The following is a 22728-nucleotide window of genomic DNA, read 5'->3' as shown; positions in this document are numbered from 1 at the left end:
ATGACGCTGCGGATCGTCTCGCTCAACGCCTGGGGCGGCCGACTGCACCAGCCGCTTCTCGAATATCTCGCTGCATGTAACGCCGATATCTATTGTCTGCAGGAGATCGTGCGAGACCCGGCTTCGACGGTGTCCCGATGGTCCGCCTATCGCGACGGCGATAACGAACTTGCCCAGCGCACGAACCTCTTTGAGGAGATCCGCGCGGCGCTGCCCGAGCACGATGCCTTCTTTGCACCCAACGCGACCGGCGACCTGTTCGTCGGTGACCAATGGGTGCCGACACTCTTCGGACTTGCGACATTCGTGCGCCGCTCGTTGGCCGTGGTCAGCCAAGGCGTAGATTTCGTACATGGCTCGTTTTCTGCCGAGGGCTTCGGTGCTCATCCAAGGCCTCGCAACGCCCATTGCGTTCGGCTTTACGATGCAGCGGGCAGTCGCACGCTCACCGTCTGTCACGTGCATGGCCTGCGCGATCTGGCCGGCAAGTCCGATACGGAACAACGCGACGCGCAGGCGCGATCGCTTCTGCGTCTCGTCCGGCAGGTCTGGGCAGAGGGTGAACCGCTGGTCGTTTGCGGCGATTTCAACGTCTTGCCGGGCAGCCGCACCTTCGAGATCCTCGGTGAGGCCGGGCTCGCCGATCTGGTGACCGCGAATGGTTTCACCGACACGCGCACCTCCCATTATTCGAAGGACGTGCGTTTCGCCGACTATATGCTGACCAATACCGCGGTGCAGGTCGTCGGCTTCCACGTGGTCGAACGGCCGGAGGTTTCAGACCACCGGCCGCTTCTGCTCGAGATGGAATGACGCTCCGTCAGAGCTGCGAAAGCAGCTCCGGCGTCGGCCACGCGTCCGCCGGGAGGCCGAGGCGAAGCTGTTCGGCGCGCACCGCATCACGGGTGCCCGCACCCAGAATGCCGTCGATGTCCCCGACATTGTAACCGCGCGCCTGGAGGCGCCCTTGTAGGTCCATCATCTGTTCCGGGCTCAGGCCAGCAGGAGGATTGCCGGCTGCATAGCGATCGGCTCCAGCAAGGCGGGTGCCGAAATAGGCAGCCGAGGTCGTGTAGATGAAGGACTGGTTCCACTCGAGATAGACGTCGAAATTCGGGTAGGCCAGGAAGACGGGTCCGAACCGGCCCTGAGGCATGATCAGCCGCGCCTGCATGCCGGCATCGGGCAAAGAGCCGTTGCGGGGTGAAACCCCGAGCGACTGCCATTCGCCGACGGTGGCGCTGCCGGAGAGGCCGGTGCGATCCCAAGGCAGGTTTTCGGGGATCGTGACTTCCTGGAGCCAGGGTTCGCCCGGCCGCCAGCCGAGGCTGCGGATGAAATTCGCGCCCGTCAGGATCGCATCGGCGCTGCTCGTCTTGACGTTCACATGGCCATCGCCGTCGCCATCGACGCCGAATTCGATGATGTCGGCCGGCAGCATCTGCACCTGGCCGATTTCGCCGGCCCAGGCGCCGGTCATCGTAGCGGGGTCAAGGTCGCCCCGCTCGGCCATGGAAATTGCGCCGATCAGCTGCGGACGGAAGAGTTCCGGGCGGCGGCAATCATGGGCGAGTGTGGCGAGTGCGTTGACGGTGTTGATGTCGCCCTGAACGGCGCCGAAATCGGTTTCAAGGCCCCAGAACGCCGCGATTACCGGGCCGGGCACGCCGAATTCCTGTTCGGCGCGTGCGAAGACCGAGGCGTTACGCTGCAGCATGGCTTGACCCTGCTGCATGCGGTTGTTGCTGATGATCCGCTGCGAGAACTCGATGAAGTTCATGCGGAAGACGCTTTGGCTGCGATCGTGGTTGAGGACCTGCTGGTCCTGGCGTGCACTGCCGAGAACACGGTCGGCTGCTTCCTGCGAGAGGCCCTGCGCGACCGCTTCTGCGCGCACCCCCTGCAGGAACTGCCCGAAATCACCGCCGCATTGCTGGGCGAAGGCACTGGTTGCCAGAAGCGTTGCGAGAATTCCGGTTCCGATGCCGAGAAGGCTTTTCCTGGCAGATGTCGTGATCGTCATAGGCGTGGTTCCCCAGCTGGTATCCGTCGATGTCCCGTGCTCGCAATGCAGGCGGATATTGGCTCAGTTGTGGCAGATCGTCTGCTTTGCCTCAGCTCGTCGCATTCGACAGCCAGCGGCGCCATTGCTCGATTGTGCCGTTGAAGACGTTGATGTCCGTATCGCCCCTGATGCCCGGAACGATCCCGGTGCCGGTATACTGCCAGAAGGCCCAGGCGTGACCGGGGTAGAGCGTGTCGGGGTGCTCGGCAACGGCGCGCAGCCACATCGGATAGTCGAGGAAATGGCCCTCGATGTTCTGCCGGTGAAAGTCGATCGTCGTATAGATGATCGGGCGTTTGCCGTAGTGGCGTTCAAGCGCGTTCAGGAAGACCTGCATTTCGCTGCGGACCGTTGCCGGCGGCGGTCGAAGGCTGCATGTCGGAGACAGGTGGTTCCATTCCATGTCGAGGACAGGCGGGAGCGCGTCGTTCTCGCGCGGGACATTGCGGATGTACCACTGCACTTGCTCGATCGCCGGACGGCAGAAATAGAAGAAGTGATAGGCGCTGCGCGGAATGCCGGCAGCGCGGCTGCCAGCCCAGTATTCCTGGAACTTGGGGTCGAACATGTCGCCCCCTTCCGTTGCCTTGATGAAGGCGAAGGAGACACCCGCGGCCCGGGCGGCATTCCAATCAATCGTGCCCTGGTATTTCGACACGTCGATCCCGTGGACGGCATACGTAGACGGCGACCGCGCGAAATCCTGCGGGTCGCTGTCGCCAAAGCGCGGTGCGTTGACCGGGGAAATTTGAAGGATGTCGGTTGCGGTTGTGCTGCATGCGGAGAGGGCGGCCGTCATGACCAGAATCAGGAGAATGCCGGCGCGTCTTATCATTTAGGCTCCGCGAATCAGGAGAGGATCGTCGCTCCCTTCCTAGCCGCTCGATCCCGCCGACTAAAGCCGAACGTCAGCGACCATTCGGCCGCTTGATGACGACGACCCGCGCATAGTCCCGGAAGATGGAGCGCTGTTCGACGCGCGCGTCGCTGTCCACCGCGGCCAGCTTGACTGCTTCGAAGAGATCGGCGCGCGGCGTGACGTGGAAACGCGCAAGCCAGGCCACGAGCAGTTTCCGGAATGCCGACGGCAAACCATTCTGCTGGCCGAAATCGACGATATGGACAGAGCCGCCGGGTTTGGTTGCCGCGAGCGCGCCGACGATTGCCTGCTGCCAGCTCGGGATCATCGAGACCGCATAGGAGATGAACACGCGATCGGCTTTATTGATGCCGAAAAGGGCTTGGCAGTCGAAGTTCGTCGCATCGCCTTCCGCCACCACGATCTTGCGGGCGTGACCGGAGCGATCGATGTTGTTTCTAGCGGTCTCGAGCATCTGCGGCGAAATGTCGATGCCGCAATAGCGTGCATCGGGATAGCGCTTTGCGGCTGCCAGCAGATTGCGGCCGGTGCCGCAGCCGAGTTCGAGCACCGTGCCGCCAGCCGGGACGTCCAGCTCATCGAGCATCTGGTCCCGTCCGAGAAGGTAGTATTTGCGCGTAAGGTCGTAGATGTGACGCTGGTAGCGGTAGACCCCGTCCATCAACACCGCGTGCTCCGCGGAATGCGTCCGTTCGATCCTCATCACGCGCCTTTGCGCTCGTAGACGTGAAAGCCGCCATAAATGGCGGATCGATCGCGCGCATGCCCTTCTGCACTGGCGGTCCCATTATAGTCCCACTGATCGAGAAGGACGGGCAGGAGGCGGCCCGGAAGAATGGATGGTTCGCCGGCCGTGCGGAAGATCACGCGCGCACCGGGCGCGGCCGTCCGGCAGATTTCCGTCCAGAGCGCATTCAACTGCGCATCGCTCATCCAGTCCTGGGCATCGAGCAGGACGTAGCGATCGACGGACGCAGCGGGCTTTTCGGCAAGCAAAGTCGTGAAGCTCTGGTGGTGAACGAAGACGCGATCGGCATTCTCGCGTAGGGCCCCGTGATACTGGGCTTCCAGATAAGGCGGCAAAGAACCTTCATCCGGTGCCGGGTAATGCCGAGCAAATGCCTGCCAGGCGAAGTAATTGTCCTTCAGAGGAAACTGGCAGGCGAGTTTCTCCAGACGCGCCCGCAGAACGTTGGTGACGCGCATCTCCGCATCCGCCGCTGCGAGCTCTTCATATTGGGCTGGCGGGATGCCGAGCCCGAACAGCGACGCCTTGCTGCGCGTGAGCAAGCGGATCAGCGGCTTGTCGAACAGCGGGGCTAGGCGATCGTCGAAGAAGCGTCTCTGTTCGCGCAGCGAGCGCGTCTGCATGATTTCCGCAGGGTTCACGCCATGCAGCCGTGCGGCCAGGTGACCGGCAGAGATGAAGAGGCCGAGAAGTCCGCTTCGGTAGAAATTGCGATCGAACACAGTGATGCGCTGGCGACCGTTGAGCCCACGGCCTTCCCAATAGGCGCGGCTTTGCGCATCGAGATGCGGCGCGATGAACTGTCGGTAGGCGAGGCTGTTATGGGCTTGGTCCGTGCCTGCGAAGAACCGGAAGAAGTCGCTCTGGCTTGGCAGGTGGGCAACACCGGCAAGCTTCAGCTTGTTCAAGGCGATATGGGCCCGGTTCAAGTCGACCACATCGATGCGCGCCGGTGAACGGGTGAGATAGGAGAGAACGTTGCAGCCGCCCGAACCGATCGTCACGATGCGGCTCTCCGGCGTCAGATCCATTGCCTTCATGTCGACGTCCGGGTCCTCCCAGATCTGGGGATAGACGAGACCCGAAAATACGAAGGCAAAAAGGCGCTCGGAAAAACCTGCCTTGCTGATCGGGGAATGACGCAACACCGCGTCGCGGATATGTCGGGTCTTCCGGCCGGGCAGGCCTCGCGTGATACCGGTCATGGCAGGCGATTCTCCCTCTCTCTTCGATGGGAAGACGCCTAGCCGGGCGACATTACAGGCCTGTGACGGCACGACCGGGACGGTTCAAGCCAAATCGATGCCCAAGCATCCTCTAAAATTTTGGGCTGCGTTTTAACAGTTCGTCAAACTTTACGCAGTTTGTTCGATAACCAATGCTTAATGCTTGAAATGGTAGCCTTTTCACGATCGGGATCATGAAGATCGGGATGGTGCATGCTATCGGACGTCATTACGAGCATCAGAGCACGCTATGCCTTTGCCGGCACTGCTTTCGGCTCGATTTTTACGTCCGCGGCCTTCGCGTATGACGCGACGTTCGTCCAGAGTTCGGAACCATTCACGTCGCTGATCCAGACCAATCCCGTCTACACGGCCATGGCGCTCTTTCCCGCCATGATGGGTTACACCTTTTTCAAGGTCGGCGAATCCCGCGCGCGTCTCGTCAATGAGCTGGAGCGTCGCATCGAAGCTGAGCACACGCTCGAGCACAATGCATTTCATGACTCCCTGACATCTCTGAAGAACAGGCACGCACTGGAATGCGATGTTCTGGACAGGATCGCGCAGGGCATCGGACCGAACAACCGCCCGGCACTGATGCTGCTCGACCTCGATAAGTTCAAGTTCATCAACGACACGATGGGCCACAATGTCGGCGATGCGATCCTGCTTGCGCTGTCGGATCGGCTGCGGGCCGCCATCGGGTCGGAGCAGGGCATCTATCGGCTGGGTGGCGACGAATTCGTCATCCTTTGGAATGGCGGACCGTCCGCCAAAATCATCAACGCGTTCTGCGATGCGCTCGTTTCGCTGATCTCGTTCCCGTTCGAACTGGGAGACCTGCGCCTCGCAACCGGCGGCAGCATCGGGGTGACCTGGCTCAGCCCGGACGATCGCACCATGTCGGATGCGTTGCGCCGCGCCGATCTTGCGCTTTATCGCGCCAAGGAAGTGCCGGGCAGCCATTTCGTCCTCTATGACAGCGCGCTCGCCTACGAGGCTGAGCAGCGCATGATGATGGAGAAGGATCTGCGGCTGGCGATCGAGGAGAAGCAGTTCTTCCTCGAATATCAACCGATCGTCCACCTCGAGACCGGCTTGGTCAAAGGGTTCGAGGCCCTTGTACGCTGGCAGCGCGGCGACCTCGTCGTGCGTCCCGACATGTTCATCCCCGTCGCGGAGAAGTCGGGGCTGATTGTGCCGCTCGGCAAATGGGTGCTTGTGGAGGCGTGCCGCCATGCGAGCTTGTGGCCTGCCGATGTCGGTGTTTCGGTGAACGTCGCGGGCGAACAGTTCAAGGATGCGGGCTTCGTGGCGATGGTGGAGCGGACGCTCAGCGAAACCAGCCTCGACGCAAGGCGCCTTACAATCGAGTTCACCGAATCCCTCTTCAGTGTCGACGTCGATGTGGTTCGCGGCAGTCTTGCCCGGCTCAGGTCACTCGGCGTGCGGCTGGCGCTCGACGATTTCGGCACTGGTTTCTCGTCGATCAGCCATTTGCGATCCTTCCCGCTCGATACACTGAAGATCGATCGGTCGTTTACAGAATCGATGCTGACGGACGAGCGCGAGGCGGAGCTCGTCGGTGTCATCATGAAGCTGTCACAGGCCTTCGACATCTCGACCACGGTCGAAGGCGTCGAGACCGAAAGCCAGCTGGAGTTCATCCGCAAGGCCGGTGCCGGCGATGTCCAGGGGTTCCTGTTTTCGCGGCCTGTGCCCGTCGACCAGGTGCCGTCGATCATCGCCGAGACGCGCCACCGCTTGCGCAAAAGCGATGCGGTGCCGGCTGCCGGCAGCGCGGCCGTCGTCCAACTCCCCAAGCGCTACCAGGTCTAGATTGCAGGTCTCCGGGCAGAAGCCCCGTTGCATACTCCCGCTGCATGATGCTGAACGCCCGGTAATTAACCGTGGCTCAATTAACACAGCGCCGTTCAATCAGTCTCATATTGACTTGAAGCTCGGTAGAGCGCTTTACATCATCAAGTACTGGCGGTTTTTTATAGTACATGCCCAATGATTGGGCGCTTTGGGGGGCATATGAAGCGGCTTCTATAGTCGCCGTCATTTTCGAGCGGTCCGGCACGGAAGGCCGCGCGATCACCTCGGCGCGCATCTCATCCGGCACCTGCATCTATCTCGGCTACACCGCGTCCTGTGCGGAAGTCAGCGCGCTCGATGCGCCGAAATGGGATGAGGACGGCCTGCCTCAGGCGCGGGTGCTCGTGGACCTCAATGCCCGCGCCGAAGCGCGACCGGATGCGAATGTCGTCGCAACCATTCCGCAGAACACGTGCGTGGCGCTCGAGCAGTGCCTTGAGGCCTCCGATGGCCGCTGGTGCCGTGCCCAAGTGGCCGACACGGGCGCGTGGATTCGCCAACAGGTGGTCCGCCGCGGTCAGTGGCCCGCACTGACCTATGTGAACGGCTGCGCGCGCTGAAAGCAAATCTGGCGCGATTTCCTGTGCGAGATTGCGCTTCAAACGTCGATCAACGCCACGGGCAACGAGCTCGTGGCGAGTTCCATCGTCATTTGAGCCAGCTTAAGCTTAGCCGCCTGCACCGCCTGCCGTCGGCGTCGTGACGATCACGGCTTCTCCCGGTTGCAGCACCGTTTGATCGCAAGCGCGCAACGTTTCGACCGTCCCGTCCTTGCGGCGGACTTCGGTCTTGCCGCATTCGCCGTCGCCACCGCCCTTGATGCCGCGTGGCGGGTTCTTGCGGTGCGAGGAGAGGATCGCGCAGTCCATCGTCTCCAGAAAGCGCAGGGTCCGCTTGGTGCCATCGCCCGCATGGAACGCGCCCTTGCCACCGGATCCCTGGCGGATGTGGAAATCCTCGAGCAGCACCGGAAAGCGCATTTCCAGGATTTCGGGGTCCGTCAAGCGTGAATTGGTCATGTGTGTATGGACGCCGGACGTTCCGTTGAAGCCCTTCCCATCGGCGCGGTACCCGGCAGACGAGCCGGAGCAGATCGTCTCGTAATATTGGTAGGTCTCGTTGCCGAAGGTCAAATTGTTCATCGTGCCCTGGCTGTTGGACAAGGCCCCCAAAGCACCAAAGATCGCATTCGTCACGTGCTGCGACGTTTCCACGTTGCCGGCAACGACGGCAGCCGGGTAGGCGGGCTTCAGCATGCAGCCATCGGGGATGATGATGTTGATCGGGCGCAGGCACCCAGCATTCATCGGGATCGAGCCTTCGACCATCACCCTGAAGCAATAGAGCACGGCTGCCCGCGTCACGGGTTCCGGCGCATTGAAGTTGTTGGCCATCACCGGAGACGTGCCGGTGAAATCGACCGTCGCCTCTCTCTTCTCCCGATCGACGCTGATCTTGACCTTGATCACCTGGCCGGTGTCGGTCGGATACGCGTACTCGCTGTCGGACAGCGCTTCGATGACGCGACGCACGCTTTCGGCGGCGTTGTCCTGCACGTGGCCCATATAGGCTTCGACCACATCCAGCCCGAAATTGGCGATCATCCGGCGCAGGTCGGCGACGCCTTTTTCGTTGGCGGCGATCTGCGCCTTCAGGTCGGCGACGTTCTGGTGGACGTTGCGAACCGGGTAGGGGTGCTTTGTCAGGAGTTCGACGAGCTCGTCCTCGCAGAAGCGCCCCTGGTCGACCAGCTTGAAATTGTCGATCAGCACTCCTTCCTCGTCCACGGTCGTGGCCAGAGGCGTCATCGAGCCCGGCGCCGTTCCGCCGACATCGGCATGGTGGCCGCGTGATGCCGCGTAGAAGAGGATCTCCTCGCCGGCATCGTCGAAGACAGGCGTCACGACCGTGATGTCCGGCAGATGGGTGCCGCCATTATAAGGTGCATTGAGCGCGAAGACGTCGCCCGGCCGCATCGCACTGCCGTTCAGCCGGATGATCGTTTCGACGGACCGGTCCATCGAGCCGAGGTGCACCGGCATGTGCGGCGCGTTGGCGACGAGGGCGCCGCTGCGATCGAAGATGGCGCAGGAGAAATCGAGCCGTTCCTTGATGTTGACGGAATAGGCCGTGTTTTGCAGCGTGATGCCCATCTCTTCCGCGATCGCCATGAAGAGGTTGTTGAACACTTCAAGCATGACGGGATCGGCTTTTTCGGTTCCGATCGCGTCTGCGCGCTGCATTTTTTCATGACGCGACAGGAGAACGTCGTTGCCGGGCGTGACGGTCGCGCTCCAGCCATCTTCAATGATGATCGTCTGGTTGGGCTCGATCAGAAGTGCGGGGCCGCGCAGGCTGGCACCGGGGGCAAGCTCCTCGCGGCGCACGATGCGGGCGTCATGCCAGGTGCCCGACGAATAGAGCCGGCGGGTGGGGCCATCGCCGACGGCAAGGGTCGTTGCTGCTGCTGCCTCGATCGTCGTGGCAATCGCCGGACGCTCGCTTGCTTCCACGGCGACCGCCTCGATGATCACCGGCTTGTCGGGATAGATGAAGCCGAACTGCGCCTTGTGCGCCTGCTCGAAGTCCTTGCGTGCGGCATCGATATCGTTTCCGAAGACGACCGGCAGCGCAGTGTCGGTGCCATCGTAGCGAAGATGCAGCAGCGCGCGGGTCTCGATCCTGTCTTCGGTCGCACCCTGCGCGATCATTTCCTTCGTGGCTTCGGCCGAAAGTCGTTCGATCTCCTGTGTCGTGCGGCCGACGCTTTCTGCGGCGAGCGGCACGATCAGTGCCTGTTCGCGCGATGCGAACAGCGTCGCCTGTCCGATGCCGTAAGCCGATAGAAGCCCCGAGAAGGGATGGATCAGGATCGACTCCATGCCAAGCGCATCGGCAACGAGGCAGGCGTGCTGGCCGCCGGCCCCGCCGAAACAATTGAGCAGGTAGCGCGTCACGTCATAGCCGCGCTGGACCGAAATCTTCTTGATCGCGTTGGCCATGTTCTCGACCGCGATCTTGACGAAGCCATCGGCGATCTGTTCCGGCGAACGGCGTTCGCCCGTCACTTGCTCGATCTCGTCGGCCAGTTCTCCAAACCGAGCGGCGACCACGTCGACGTCCAGTGGCTCGTTCTGGTTCGGACCGAAGATCGACGGAAAATGATCGGGCTGGAGCTTGCCGAGCATGACGTTGGCGTCGGTGACCGCAAGCGGCCCGCCGCGGCGATAGCACGCCGGCCCCGGGTCGGCGCCTGCCGAATCCGGGCCGACACGAAAACGGCCGGCCTCGAAATGAAGGATCGATCCGCCGCCTGCGGCCACCGTATGGATGCGCATCATCGGGGCGCGCACGCGCACACCGGCCACCTCCGTATCGAAGGTGCGCTCATATTCTCCATCATAATGGGCGACGTCGGTGGAGGTGCCGCCCATGTCGAAGCCGATCACCCGCCGGAAGCCAGCGACTTTCGCCGTTTCGACCATGCCGACGACACCGCCGGCCGGCCCGGACAGGATCGCATCCTTGCCCTGAAAGAAATCCGCTGCGGCGAGCCCGCCTGAGGACATCATGAACTGCAGGCGCATCCGGTCGAACTCGGCGCCGTCTCCGGCCGCGATCTCGCCCGCGACGCGGTCGACGTAGCGGCGCAGGATCGGCGAGAGGTAGGCGTCCACGACAGTCGTATCGCCACGGCCGACCAGCTTCGCCAGCGGGGAGACCTTGTGGCTGACCGATATCTGCGAAAAGCCGATGGACCGTGCGAGCTCTTCGGCAGCCGCTTCGTGATCCGGGTAGTTCCAGGCATGCATGAAGACGATCGCAACGGCCTCGATCCCGTCGTCGCGTACCGCCTTCAGCTCAGCCTCGAGCGATGCAGGATCAAATGCACGCTCGACGGTACCATCGGCGCGCACGCGCTCGTCAACTTCGACCACGCGCGCGTAGAGCTGCTCGGGCAGAACGATTTCCTTGGCAAAGATATCCGGCCGTGCCTGATAGGCGATGCGCAGCGCATCTTTAAAACCCTTGGTGATGATCAGTGCGGTGCGGTCGCCCTTGCGTTCCAGAAGGGCATTGGTCGCCACCGTGGTGCCCATCTTGACCCGGCCGATGCGATCAGCGGCCAGGGGCGATCCGGCTTCAAGCCCGAGCAACTGGCGGATGCCTTCGATCGCAGCATCGGCATAGGCGCCGGGATTTTCCGAGAGGAGCTTTTTCTGGACCAGCGCGCCATCCGGCGACCGACCGATGATGTCCGTGAACGTGCCGCCGCGATCGATCCAGAAGTCCCACTCAGCCTGCATAAGCCATTGTCCCACATTCGATGCTTTTGCTTGTGATGCATCGCCAAGCTTCGCCTGTCCAGCGGTGCGGTAAAGCAGCGAAAACTCTCACGCGATGTTACTTTAGGAAATATTACGGCGAGTAACCTCTGTTGTTGATAAACAGGCTTTTTCAAAGGGAACGCTTCACTACATCTCCCGTTGTAGCGCTATCGAATACAGAAAAAGGAGCAATAAAATGCGTAAGTTTCTGATCTCTACCGCGCTTGTCGTTTCCACCCTAGGCCTTGCTGCCTGCAGCGACAACGTCGATGAAAATGCCACTGGTTCGGTTGAAGATACCGCGCCGATGGAAACGCCAGCAGCTCCGGCCGCACCGGCTGATGAGCCTGCCGTAACACCGGCACCGGTACAGTAATCCCTCCCGCTCTCCGCAGTTGCGGATAGCCAAAAAGGCCGGCGTTCTCGCCGGCCTTTTTTGTTGCGCTTTCTCGCTCTGCTGCGTTGCGGCAGATGAGACAACTTTCCGTCTCGATTCGTCCCCTCAAATCGAATAGTTTCTGGCGATGTCTTTCTGGGCCAGACTCATCGAACTCGTCGGCGACGCCGCTTCTGACGCCATTTCACGCGTCATCGAGGCCGTGCGCACGCTGTTCGAGGGCGACCCGGAGACGCGCCGACGCGTCGCCTTCTCGGTGGCCATGATCGCGCTTTCCGCCAAAATGGCGAAGGCCGACGGCGTTGTCAGCAATGCCGAAGTGCAGGCCTTCCGGGATATCTTCTCGATTCCCCAGCAGGAAGAGGAGAACGTAGCCCGGCTCTATAATCTCGCCAAGCAGGACGTTGCGGGCTTTGAGCATTATGCCCGGCGGTTGAGGGGGCTTTGCGAGGGCGGCGAGGAGCGCTGCCTCATTCTCGAGGACATTCTCGATGGGTTGTTCCACATCGCCAAGGCCGATGGCGCAGTCCACGAGCGCGAGCTCGGGTTTCTGCAGCGCGTCGCTGAGATCTTCGGGATCGACGAAGATCAGTTCGCCCGCATCATGGCGCGGCACGTCCATGTCAACGGCTTCGATCCCTATCTGATCCTGGGCGTGGCCCGTGATACCGATCTTGCCGAGATCAAGCGGCGTTACCGCCGTGCAGTGGCCGAAAACCACCCGGACCGGCTTTTGGCGCGTGGCGTTCCGGAAGAGTTCATCACCATTGCCACGGACCGCACCGCGACGCTCAACGCAGCATTCGAAGCGATCGAGCGAGACCGTATCGCTGCATGAGTGAATCGCTTCTTGGCTCCTTCGCTCCCGACTGCGATCTCGTCAGCGCAGTTCGTCCTGCAGCGAATTTCAACGACCGGGTGGATGGCGGGCCGATCGATGTCCTGCTGCTCCACTATACGGGGATGGAAGATGAAGACGCCGCGATCAAGCGGCTGACGATCGCAGAGAGCTCGGTCTCCTGCCATTACTTCGTGAAGCTGGACGGCACGCTGTTGCAGTTCCTGCCGGAGGAGAAACGTGCCTGGCATGCAGGGATCAGTGCCTGGCATGGTGTTCCCGATATCAACAGCAGGTCGATCGGCGTCGAGATCGCAAATGCCGGGCATGATTTCGGATACCCCGATTTTACCGCGCCTCAGATAGAGACAATCAAGGCGCTTTCGCTCGACTGTGGCAGGCGCCGCCACATTCCAGCCGAGCGGATTCTGGCTCACAGCGACGTGGCGCCATCACGCAAACAGGATCCCGGCGAAAAATTTCCCTGGGGTGATTTGTATCGTGCAGGCATCGGGCACTATGTCGAGCCGGCGCCGATCACCGGTGGACGCTTCTTTCAGCGTGGCGACGCTGGCGCGCCCATCGAGGCGTACCAGTCCATGCTTGCGCTTTACGGCTACAGCGTTGAAATCGATGGCGTGTTCGGAAATGCAACGGAGCAGGTCACCACGGCCTTCCAGCGTCATTTCCGACCCGCTCTGGTTGACGGCATCGCCGACAGCTCAACGATAGATACGCTGCATCGCTTGCTTCAGGCATTGCCGAAATACAGATAATTCGCCGCATCGTCATATGCTCAATAGACGATTTAACATTCTGCAACATGTTGTTATTTGGCGGGTCATAAACTCGCCCTTCAGAGCCCTATACATCCGTCGCCATTGTCGTGGCCGTCACGAGACCTCGGGGCATCGTGGTCGTGGTTGGTCAAAACTGGGTGTTTCGGGGGCGTTGCCTATTGCCATAGGGCAGGCTCGTTCCTGTCTTGTGGAGTATATTACTGATGAAATTTGTACTGACGGCAACGTCGGCAGCGCTTTTGAACGTGCTTGTCGCAGGCTGGGCATTGGCGGAGACCGATGCTGCCGGCGAAGCGAAAGAAACCGCCGCAACGGCGTCCTCCGAAGCACGGGCCGCCAAGCCGATGTTCCACCAGTCGCAGCACGGTCCTGTCATGGACAGCTACGTTGAACGTCCGACCCGTCCCGCTGCCGAGCCTGAGCAGGAAGCTGCTGAAGGTGAGGATGCCGGAGAAGCCGAAGCAGCGACCGAAGCTGCCTCAAATGAAGACACATCTGCCGAAACGACCGAGAAGCCGATCCAGGAGCAGACCCGCGTTTCCGGCTATGCGGCCAATCCCCATGCCGGTCTGATCTCGAGCTATGCCGAAGCACATGGTATTTCGGAAGGTCTCGCCCACGCGGTCGTCCGCGTCGAAAGCAACTTCCGTTCGGATGCAACGGGAGCTGCGGGCGAGATCGGCCTCATGCAGCTCAAATTGTCCACGGCGCGGATGATGGGCTACTCCGGTTCGCGTAGCGCTCTTTACGATCCGGAAACCAACATCAAGTATGGAATGCGTTACCTCGCGAAGGCGCAGAGTTTGAGCGATGGCTCGACCTGCGGGACGATCTTGAAGTATAATGCCGGCCATGGTGCTAAAAGCATGAACCCGATTTCAGCGCGCTACTGCAGCAAGGTAAGTGCGCTTCTTCAGTGATCTCTGGCAGATTTTCGATTCCCGAATTCGGGCGCGAGGCTTAACCGCTTTTCGTTCGGATGTCTGGGGCAACAGGCCGGGTCTCTCCTTACGGAGGGGCCCGGTTCCTTTTTGGGGCGAGGAAGCCTGTAACGCGCTGGACCGAGAGGGGTTTTAAAGGCTATCAGGAGCCGCCAGTCGGCCGGGCAGCCGCGCTCCGCAAAAGGTCGAAAGGCCGCGGGGTGAGGAAAGTCCGGGCTCCACGGAAACACGGTGCCGGATAACGTCCGGCGGGGGCGACCCTAGGGAAAGTGCCACAGAAAGCAAACCGCCTCGCTCACGCGGGGTAAGGGTGAAAGGGTGGGGTAAGAGCCCACCGCGTCGCTGGCGACAGGGACGGCACGGTAAACCCCACCGGGAGCAAGACCGAATAGGGATGACGCGGCCGCCTGCAAAGGCTGCCAGCCCGTTTCCGGGCCGGTCATCCGGGTGGGTCGCGCGAGGCGGAACGCAAGTTTCGTCCCAGATGAATGGCTGCCGCGTTCGGCGTCCCAACGGGCGTCGGGCCATACAGAACCCGGCTTACAGGCCGACTGGCATTTTTCCTCAAAACACGAGCGCATCAGCGTTGCGACTTCGACGTCAAACATCGTCGGAATAAAGGCCCGTGGGCGTTTCGTAACCGTTCCTTAAGCATGTTTTTGCATCATCAGCGATGCCGGAATCCGTGCTGTCGCGTCGCCACTTCAAGGAGCGTTCCCATTGACGCCCAAAATGTCCCATGTTATCCCAAATGCACAGTTTTGAAGGGCGCGTCGCTGCCCGATCATTGTTCACATTCCGTACGGATGCGTTGGGGCGGCCGAGGCTTGCGAGTGTCTCGGGTGATTTCGTTTGCGTGTGTCATCGTCGGCGTTTCGGGGGACTTATGGCATGGGCCGTGCAGCAGGACATGAACGCGGCAAGCGATGAACCGGTTCTTGTCCAGCCAGACCAAGAAGATCGACGCGAAGGGGCGGGTATCCGTGCCGGCGATCTTTCGTACGGTCATGGCGAAGCAGTCGATCGAGGATCTCTACGGCTTTCAGGATTTTCTTTATCCGGCGTTCTGCTTCGGCGGGCCGGATATTCTCGACCGCTACGAACGGCAGATCGCGACGCTCGATCCCTTCTCGCCGCGGGCACAACAATTGTCGCTGCTCATTCACGGCGGCGGTTCGTTCTTTCGACTGGACGGGGAAGGGCGGCTGATGATCACGGACCTCATTCGCGACTATGCCAATCTTTCGGACGAGGTCACCTTCGTCGGTCGGTCGGATCATTTCCAGCTTTGGGAGCCGTCGGCTTTCCAGCGCATGCAGGATGCAGCACGGGCGCAGATCGCGTCGGCGGGAGCTACGGGGTAATGGCGGGCACAGGCGATTTAGCTGGCTCCAGCCGGCCGGATGCCGATGGCGGACCGGTCCGTCACACCCCGGTTCTTCTTCAGGAAGTGCTGGATGCGCTGCAGCCTGAAGCCGGAAAAGTAATCCTCGACGGCACGTTCGGGGCGGGCGGCTACACCAAGGCATTGCTCGACGGCGGCGCGGACGTCATCGCGCTTGACCGTGATCCTGCTGCCATCTCAGGCGGCCAGCCGCTAGTCGACGCCTCGAACGGCAAGCTGTCGCTGCACCAGTCCCGTTTCTCGCTTCTCGACGAATTTGCGCCTGACGGCGGCCTCGACGGCGTCGTTCTCGATATCGGCGTGTCCTCCATGCAGATCGACGAGGCAGACCGCGGCTTCTCCTTTCAGAAGGACGGCCCGCTCGACATGCGCATGGAGCGCGCAGGCGTTTCGGCGGCAGATGTCGTCAATCGGCTGAAGGCCGGTGATCTCGCTCGCATCTTCGGGTTTCTCGGCGAAGAGCGCCAGGCCGGGCGCATCGCGCGCGCCATCGAAAAGCGGCGTGCCGAAGAGCCGTTCCGCACGACGCGCGATCTCGCCCGAATGATCGAAACGGTGACGCCGCGTAAAGCCAAGGACAAGATCCACCCGGCGACCCGCGTGTTCCAGGCGCTGCGCATCTACGTCAATGACGAGCTTGGCGAACTGGTGGCGGCATTGATCGCCGCTGAACGCGCGCTGAAACCCGGTGGACGGCTTGCGGTCGTAACCTTTCACTCGCTGGAAGACCGGATCGCGAAGCGGTTCTTCGCAGAGCGCAGCGGCAAAGCCAGCGGCTCCCGCCATCTGCCGCAGGTCGAGATCATAGCCGCGACTTTCGTTCCCGTCGGCAAGGGGCTCGTTACGCCCGGCGACGAGGAACTTTCAGACAACCCGCGGGCGCGCTCGGCGAAGCTCAGATGTGGTCAACGGACCGACGCAAAGGCGCAGCGCGCAGACATCTCCGTCTTCGGCCTGCCCAACCTTGCCGAACTTGATGCGATTGGTGGATGAGACGATGCTGAAGCCCTTCAACTTTCTCTTGCTGGTGGCGATGATCGGGGCGGCGACCGTCACCTATCAGATCAAGCATCATGCCGAGGAGAAACTCGGTGAAGTGCGCAGCCTGCAGGCGCAGATCCAGCTGGAGCGGCAAACCATCGATCTGCTCGAAGCCGATTGGAGTCTGCTCAACCAGCCGGTCCGTCTCGAGCGACTCGTCGAGCGCTTCCAAGAAGACCTGCAGCTCGGCAACATCGACCCACCGCAGATCGCGCAGCCGAACGAGTTGCCGCAGAAACTGCTGCAGATCGAGGAGCTGATCGCGCAGGACTTCGATGATTTTGCTGATCCCACGATCACAGGCTCGGTGGTGCGCTGATGAAGAAGCCCGACATCTTCAACCGCATGCTTGCAAAACGCCCTCAGGCTGCATTGACGGCGCGCAAGGGCAGCGGCCGCGAAGCCAAGTCGCGCGTCATGATCGCGATGTTCTGCTTCTGCGCGTTCTACGTCGTTATCGGCGGACGTCTCGTGCAGTACGGCATGGCCGACGATCAGGCGACGGCAAGCATTCCACGCGCGGATATGCTTCTTGCGTCGCGCCCCGACCTCGTCGATCGCAATGGCGAAATCCTGGCGACCGACATCCGCACCGTTTCGCTTTACGCGGAGCCGCGCCGCATCGTCGATACGGACGAAGCAATCGAGCGGCTGCAGACCGTTCTGCCTGATCTCGACATCCAAACGACGTACCGCAAATTGTCGTCTGACTCCGGCTTTCAGTGGCTGCGTCGTCAGCTTACGCCGAAACAGCAAGCCGACATCATGGCGCTCGGCATTCCCGGCATCGGCTTTCGCCCGGAGAAGCGCCGTTTCTATCCCGGTGGGACCACGGCTTCTCATATCGTCGGCCACGTCAATGTCGACAATCGCGGCATCGCCGGCATGGAGAAATACGTCGACAGTCAGGGGCTATCCGATCTCTTCGATCTCGGCATGACGGTCGATGAGGAAATGGAGCCGGTCGCGCTTTCAGTCGATCTGCGCGTGCAGCACATCGTGCGCGACGAGCTGGCTGCTGCGATGGAGCGGTACGATGCGATCGCGGCCGGTGCTGTGGTGCTCGATATCCATACGGGCGAAGTCGTCGCGATGTCGTCGCTGCCCGACTACAACCCGAACATTCCTTCTCAGGCGCTCGAGAAGGATCGCATGAACCGCATGTCGGCGGGCACATACGAGATGGGGTCGACCTTCAAGACCTTCACGACCGCAATGGCGCTCGACAGCGGCCGCGTGCGGCTTGGCGACAGCTTCGATGCGTCTCGGCCGATCCGGATCGGCGGCCATACGATCAGCGACTTCCACGGCAAGCACCGCGTGCTGACCGTGCCGGAAATCTTCATCTATTCGTCCAACATCGGCACCGCGAAGATGGCGGAAGTCGTCGGCGTTCAGGGCCATCAGGAATTCCTGACCCGCATGGGTCTCCTGACCCGCATGCAGACGGAACTGCCCGAAGTCGCGATGCCGCTTCAGCCGCGCGAATGGAAGCAGATCAACTCGATTACCATCTCGTTCGGCCATGGCGTCACCACCACGCCGTTGCAGACGGCAGTGGCCGCGGCTGCGCTGATGAACGGCGGCAAGCTGATCCAGCCGACCTTCCTGCCGCGCACCGAGGCGGAAGCGACAGCGCACGCCGTTCAGGTCGTCAACGCGCAAACGAGCGCCGACATGCGCGAACTGTTTCGCCTGAACTCGCTCGAAGGTTCCGGTCGGCGCGCCGACGTGGAAGGCTTCCGAGTCGGCGGCAAGACGGGCACGGCGGAAAAGGTCGTGAACGGCCGCTATTCCAGCGACGTGCGCTTCAACGCGTATCTGGCCGCATTCCCGATGGATGCGCCCCAATATGTGGTGCTCGTGGTCATCGACGAGCCAAAGCCAGAGGAAGGACAGCACGCTGCGACCGCCGGTCTGAATGCCGCGCCGACCGTTTCGGCGATCATTCGCCGCTCGGCTTCGCTGCTCGGCGTGCAGCCCAAATACGGACAGGATGGCTCCGCCATGCTGGTGTCTTATTGAGCGCCAATGAACGGCGCCCTGACGCGTACATGATCTGACGGCATCAAGCGGTCGGATCTTTCAAGACTTACGCCCCGTCGCGCGGATCGCGACGCGCATCGAGCGGGGCGGCAACCAGTGGACGTGGGCTATGAGACTTCACGAACTCGTCGGCATCGACGCGCAAGCGCGTATCGAAACGCCGGAGGGGATGGACGGGAATCCGGAGATTGCCGGCATCGCTTCAGATAGCCGGAAGGTTCAGCCCGGCTATCTTTTCGCGGCGCTTGCCGGCTCCAAGGCCGATGGTGCGACCTATGTTGCCGATGCGCTTGCGCGCGGCGCAATTGGCATCGTTGCAGCCGACAGTTCGGTCCTTACAAGCGAGGCGGTGACCATCCGCGTCAAGGAACCGCGTGCCTTTCTGGCAAAGACCGCGGCACGCATCGCGGGCTCACAACCGAAGACGATGGTGGCCGTCACCGGAACAGCCGGCAAGACGTCCGTTGCCTCCTTCACGCGGCAGATCTGGGCAAGCGTCGGATTGCCGGCTGCGATGATCGGAACGACCGGCGTCGTCTCGCCGACCCGCAACGACTACGGATCTCTCACGACGCCGGATCCCGTCGAGCTGCATCGTCTGTTGGCGGAGCTTGCCGCCGAGGGAGTGACGCACGCATCGATGGAGGCTTCGAGCCATGGCCTCGATCAGCACCGGCTCGACGGCGTGACGCTGCAGGCCGGCGGTTTCACCAATCTCGGCCGTGACCATCTCGATTATCATGCCGACATCACGGAATATCTGAACGCCAAACTGCGCCTGTTCACGGCTTTATTGCCGAAGGGAGCACCGGCAATCATCTTTTCCGACGACGTCTATTCGGATCCCGTGATTTCGGCTGCCCGTGACGCAGGGCTCGATGTGCGCACCGTTGGCCGGGGTGGGAATTTTCTTGCTCTGAAGCGCGTCGAGCATCAGCGCCAGCGGCAGCTCGCCGAGGTCCACCATGCCGGCAAGATCTACGAGATCGACCTGCCGCTCGCTGGCGATTTTCAATTGTCCAACGCGCTGGTTGCAGCCGGTCTCGCGATCTCGACCGGCGTAGCTCCCGAGCGGGCGATGGCCGCGCTGGAGCGGCTGGAGGGTGCATCCGGACGCCTGGAACTCGTGGGCACGACGCCGGAAGGAGCGCCGGCCTACGTGGATTATGCGCACAAGCCCGAAGCGCTGAAGAACGTTTTGGAAGCCGTTCGGCCGTTCACGACGGGCCGCATCGTCGTCGTTTTCGGCTGCGGCGGGGACCGCGATCGAGGCAAGCGCCCGATCATGGGCGAGATCGCGACACGGCTTGCCGACGTGGTGATCGTGACAGATGACAATCCACGCTCGGAAGTGCCTGCCGAAATCCGCGGCGAAATCTTGGCGGCGGCCCCTGGCGCAATGGAGATCGGCGACCGGGCGGACGCCATCCGCGACGCCGTCGACCTGCTCCGCAAGGGCGACACGCTCATCGTCGCCGGCAAGGGTCATGAAAACGGCCAGACCATCGGCGACAGAATACTGCCATTCTCGGATCACGAACAGGTAAGGGCTGCACTCGCAGCGCATGCGCAATGACACCGCTCTGGACGCTCAAAACTTTTATCGAAGCAACGAACGGGCGCCCCGTCGGCGACATGCCGAGCGGCATCACCGGCATTTCCATCGACAGCCGCACGGCGGGCGAGGGCGATGCGTTCTTCGCGATCAAGGGTGACCGGTTCGACGGACATGATTTCGTCAGCGCGGCCGTCGCCAACGGTGCCGCCGTGCTGGTCGTCGGCGAGGACAAGCTGCCGGCGCTCGGGCACATCCAGGCGCCGATGGTGGTGGTCGAGGATGTTCTGGAGGCTCTCCGCCTGCTCGGCGAGGCCGCAAGGGCGCGTAGCAAGGCCAAGATCGTCGCCGTCACCGGGTCTGTCGGCAAGACGACGACCAAGGGCATGCTTAAGCATTGCCTCTCGGCCGTCGGAACGACCCACGCGGCCGTGGCTTCGTTCAACAATCATTGGGGCGTGCCGCTGACGCTTGCCCGGATGCCGGCCGATTGCCGCTTCGGCGTGTTCGAGATCGGCATGAACCATCCGGGCGAGATCACGCCGCTGGTCAAGATGGTGCGCCCGCATGTGGCGATCATCACGACGATTGCCGCGGCGCATCTCGGCAACTTCAAGAACCTCGACGAGATCGCCGCTGCGAAGGCGGAGATCTTTCAAGGCATCGTGCCGGATGGTCATGCGGTTCTCAACCGTGACAATGAGAAGTTCAATGTTCTGCAGGATGCAGCCGCCGAAGCCGGCGTGGCGCATGTCCACAGCTTCGGCGAAAGCCGCGATGCCGACTTCCGGCTCGAGCGCGTGCAGCTGCATGCCAGTTGTTCCTGCCTCACGGCTCGGATCGGTGACGAGGACGTCGCCGTCAAGATCGGAACGCCCGGCCGGCACGTCGTCGAAAATGCTTTGGCCGCGCTCGGCGCGGCGTATCTCGTCGGTGCCGATCTCGCGAAGGTTGCGGGCGCGCTCGCCGACTTCAGGGCAGAGAAGGGGCGCGGCGCGCAGTATCGTCTGAAGAACGGGGCCGGCAACTTCACGCTGATCGACGAAAGCTACAACGCCAATCCGGCCTCCATGCGGGCGGCGATCGCGCTGCTCGGCCATGCAGCAGTCGATGCAAAGGGGCGACGGATCGCGGTGCTCGGCGACATGCTGGAACTCGGCCGCTTCTCGCCCAAGCTTCACGAAGAGCTCGTCGAGCCGCTGAAGAAGGCGAAGATCGACCGGGTCTATCTTGCCGGACCTGAAATGAAGGCGCTGGAACAGGCGCTGCCGCCGGAAATCGCATGCGAGTATCGCGAGACCACCGCGTCACTCGTGCCTCTCGTGACCAAGGCCGTCCATGCGGGCGATGCCATCATGGTCAAATCATCACTCGGGATCGGCTTCGGCGCGGTCGTTTCCGCCTTGCTTGACAAGTTTCCGGCCGTGCCGGAAGCCGATTCAGGCGATTGAAGAGGCAAAGGACGACACCCCCATGCTGATGTGGCTTGTAGGACTGGCGGATGAACTGCAAGTCTTCAATCTTTTCCGCTACATAACGTTCAGAACGGGTGGGTCGCTCTTCACCTCGGCGCTGATCGTCTTCCTGTTCGGACCGCGAATCATCGCATCGCTCCGCATCCGCCAGGGTCGCGGGCAGCCGATCCGTGCTGACGGACCGCAGACGCACTTCAAGAAAGCCGGCACGCCCACCATGGGCGGGCTGATGATCCTTTCGGGCATTATCGGGGCATCGCTGCTCTGGGCGGACCTGTCGTCGATCTACGTGCTCGTGACGCTGATCGTGACGATCGGCTTCGGTGCCATCGGCTTCTACGACGACTACCTGAAGGTGACGAAGCAGTCGCATATGGGGTTCTCGGGCAAGGCGCGCCTCGGCATAGAGTTCGTCATCGCCGGCATCGCGGTCTACTTCATCATGCGCACGACGCTCGCATCGACCGCCGCCGACAGCCTGACCTTCGGCTCATCGCTCGCCTTTCCGTTCTTCAAGGATTTCTTCCTCGATCTCGGGCTCTTCTTCATCGTCTTCGGCGCGTTCGTGATCGTGGGCGCCGGCAATGCGGTGAACCTGACCGACGGCCTCGACGGGCTCGCCATCGGCCCGGTGATGATCGCGGCAGGCGCCTTCGGCGTGATTGCCTATCTTACCGGCAACGCGATGTTCTCCGACTATCTGCAAATCAATTTCGTGCCCGGCACCGGTGAGCTTGCCGTCGTGCTCGGCGCGGTCATCGGGGCGGGGCTCGGCTTTCTCTGGTTCAACGCGCCGCCCGCCGCCATTTTCATGGGCGACACGGGATCGCTCGCACTCGGCGGACTGATCGGCACGGTGGCAGTCGCCACCAAGCACGAGATCGTCATGGCGATCATCGGCGGCCTCTTCGTCATGGAGGCGCTGTCGGTCATGATCCAGGTCGGCGTGTTCAAGCTTACCGGCAAGCGCGTCTTCCTCATGGCGCCGATCCACCATCATTTCGAGAAGAAGGGCTGGACCGAAAGCCAGGTCGTCGTGCGGTTCTGGATCATCGCCATCATTCTGGCCCTCGTCGGCCTTGCAACGCTGAAGTTGCGCTGA

18 protein-coding genes, 1 other RNA gene and 1 pseudogene are annotated in these 22728 nt (G+C 61.9%); 15 read left to right on the top strand and 5 right to left on the bottom strand.

Features of this window, described 5'->3' with window-relative positions:
- Positions 1 to 813 (top strand): endonuclease/exonuclease/phosphatase family protein, encoded by an 813-nt coding sequence (locus GC125_RS15485; protein WP_199864603.1) that lies wholly within the window; start codon positions 1 to 3, stop codon positions 811 to 813.
- Between the two features lie 7 nt (positions 814 to 820).
- On the opposite strand, the gene GC125_RS15480 is transcribed toward GC125_RS15485, so the two are convergent.
- From GC125_RS15480 to GC125_RS15465, 4 genes are all read right to left on the bottom strand, one after another.
- Positions 821 to 2017, bottom strand: coding sequence for a lytic murein transglycosylase (locus GC125_RS15480; protein WP_502706104.1), 1197 nt, complete (start codon positions 2015 to 2017; stop codon positions 821 to 823).
- A gap of 97 nt (positions 2018 to 2114) precedes the next feature.
- Entirely contained in the window at positions 2115 to 2900 is a 786-nt protein-coding gene (locus tag GC125_RS15475; RefSeq protein ID WP_151986466.1) for a glycoside hydrolase family 25 protein, read from the bottom strand.
- Positions 2901 to 2973: 73 nt separating this feature from the next.
- Entirely contained in the window at positions 2974 to 3648 is a 675-nt protein-coding gene (locus GC125_RS15470; RefSeq protein ID WP_151986465.1) for a class I SAM-dependent methyltransferase, read from the bottom strand.
- Positions 3648 to 4898: a BtaA family protein gene (locus GC125_RS15465; RefSeq protein ID WP_151986464.1), complete on the bottom strand. Its 1251-nt coding sequence runs from the start codon at positions 4896 to 4898 to the stop codon at positions 3648 to 3650. The genes GC125_RS15470 and GC125_RS15465 overlap by 1 nt, the downstream gene beginning before the upstream one ends.
- A 234-nt stretch (positions 4899 to 5132) precedes the next feature.
- Between GC125_RS15465 and GC125_RS15460 the strand changes: the two genes are divergently transcribed.
- Both GC125_RS15460 and GC125_RS15455 read left to right on the top strand, forming a co-directional pair.
- Positions 5133 to 6758 (top strand): putative bifunctional diguanylate cyclase/phosphodiesterase, encoded by a 1626-nt coding sequence (locus tag GC125_RS15460; RefSeq protein ID WP_151986463.1) that lies wholly within the window; start codon positions 5133 to 5135, stop codon positions 6756 to 6758.
- A 170-nt stretch (positions 6759 to 6928) separates the two neighbouring features.
- Positions 6929 to 7360 carry an SH3 domain-containing protein gene (locus tag GC125_RS15455; protein WP_151986462.1) on the top strand — a complete coding sequence of 144 codons (432 nt, stop codon included), beginning with the start codon at positions 6929 to 6931 and terminating at the stop codon, positions 7358 to 7360.
- A gap of 108 nt (positions 7361 to 7468) precedes the next feature.
- On the opposite strand, the gene GC125_RS15450 is transcribed toward GC125_RS15455, so the two are convergent.
- Positions 7469 to 11107: a hydantoinase B/oxoprolinase family protein gene (locus tag GC125_RS15450; protein WP_151986461.1), complete on the bottom strand. Its 3639-nt coding sequence runs from the start codon at positions 11105 to 11107 to the stop codon at positions 7469 to 7471.
- A gap of 217 nt (positions 11108 to 11324) precedes the next feature.
- Between GC125_RS15450 and GC125_RS15445 the strand changes: the two genes are divergently transcribed.
- From GC125_RS15445 to mraY, 12 genes and pseudogenes are all read left to right on the top strand, one after another.
- The gene (locus GC125_RS15445) at positions 11325 to 11504 is read left to right on the top strand and encodes a hypothetical protein (protein ID WP_151986460.1); all 180 of its coding nucleotides are present in this window, start codon (positions 11325 to 11327) and stop codon (positions 11502 to 11504) included.
- Positions 11505 to 11652: 148 nt separating this feature from the next.
- On the top strand, positions 11653 to 12363 hold the full coding sequence (locus GC125_RS15440) for a J domain-containing protein (protein ID WP_151986459.1): 711 nt from the start codon (positions 11653 to 11655) through the stop codon (positions 12361 to 12363).
- Positions 12360 to 13139 carry an N-acetylmuramoyl-L-alanine amidase gene (locus tag GC125_RS15435; RefSeq protein WP_151986458.1) on the top strand — a complete coding sequence of 260 codons (780 nt, stop codon included), beginning with the start codon at positions 12360 to 12362 and terminating at the stop codon, positions 13137 to 13139. Before GC125_RS15440 ends, GC125_RS15435 begins: the two co-directional genes overlap by 4 nt.
- Before the next feature lie 593 nt (positions 13140 to 13732).
- Positions 13733 to 14083 (top strand): annotated as a pseudogene (locus GC125_RS20430) (lytic transglycosylase domain-containing protein); the annotation flags it as partial.
- 173 nt (positions 14084 to 14256) lie between these two features.
- An RNA gene (gene rnpB, locus GC125_RS15425) (RNase P RNA component class A) lies at positions 14257 to 14663 on the top strand.
- Positions 14664 to 15030: 367 nt separating this feature from the next.
- Positions 15031 to 15468, top strand: a complete 438-nt coding sequence (gene mraZ / locus GC125_RS20300; protein ID WP_151986457.1) for a division/cell wall cluster transcriptional repressor MraZ — start codon at positions 15031 to 15033, stop codon at positions 15466 to 15468.
- On the top strand, positions 15468 to 16502 hold the full coding sequence (gene rsmH, locus GC125_RS20295; protein WP_151986456.1) for a 16S rRNA (cytosine(1402)-N(4))-methyltransferase RsmH: 1035 nt from the start codon (positions 15468 to 15470) through the stop codon (positions 16500 to 16502). The genes mraZ and rsmH overlap by 1 nt, the downstream gene beginning before the upstream one ends.
- A gap of 4 nt (positions 16503 to 16506) precedes the next feature.
- On the top strand, positions 16507 to 16869 hold the full coding sequence (gene ftsL, locus GC125_RS15410) for a cell division protein FtsL (protein ID WP_151986455.1): 363 nt from the start codon (positions 16507 to 16509) through the stop codon (positions 16867 to 16869).
- 26 nt (positions 16870 to 16895) lie between these two features.
- Complete coding sequence (locus GC125_RS15405) at positions 16896 to 18575, top strand: peptidoglycan D,D-transpeptidase FtsI family protein (RefSeq protein WP_286165667.1); 1680 nt, start codon at positions 16896 to 16898, stop codon at positions 18573 to 18575.
- A 130-nt stretch (positions 18576 to 18705) separates the two neighbouring features.
- A complete protein-coding gene (locus tag GC125_RS15400; RefSeq protein ID WP_151986453.1) occupies positions 18706 to 20172 on the top strand; it encodes a UDP-N-acetylmuramoyl-L-alanyl-D-glutamate--2,6-diaminopimelate ligase in 1467 nt (488 codons plus the stop codon).
- Positions 20169 to 21602, top strand: coding sequence for a UDP-N-acetylmuramoylalanyl-D-glutamyl-2,6-diaminopimelate--D-alanyl-D-alanine ligase (locus GC125_RS15395; protein WP_151986452.1), 1434 nt, complete (start codon positions 20169 to 20171; stop codon positions 21600 to 21602). Before GC125_RS15400 ends, GC125_RS15395 begins: the two co-directional genes overlap by 4 nt.
- Before the next feature lie 22 nt (positions 21603 to 21624).
- Positions 21625 to 22728 carry a phospho-N-acetylmuramoyl-pentapeptide-transferase gene (gene mraY, locus GC125_RS15390; protein WP_151986451.1) on the top strand — a complete coding sequence of 368 codons (1104 nt, stop codon included), beginning with the start codon at positions 21625 to 21627 and terminating at the stop codon, positions 22726 to 22728.

Origin of the sequence: Rhizobium sp. EC-SD404 (genome assembly GCF_902498825.1) — a bacterium.
Taxonomy (GTDB): domain Bacteria; phylum Pseudomonadota; class Alphaproteobacteria; order Rhizobiales; family Rhizobiaceae; genus Georhizobium.
Note: the sequence above shows the minus strand (reverse complement) of the source record. Positions and strands in the feature narration are given on the sequence as shown.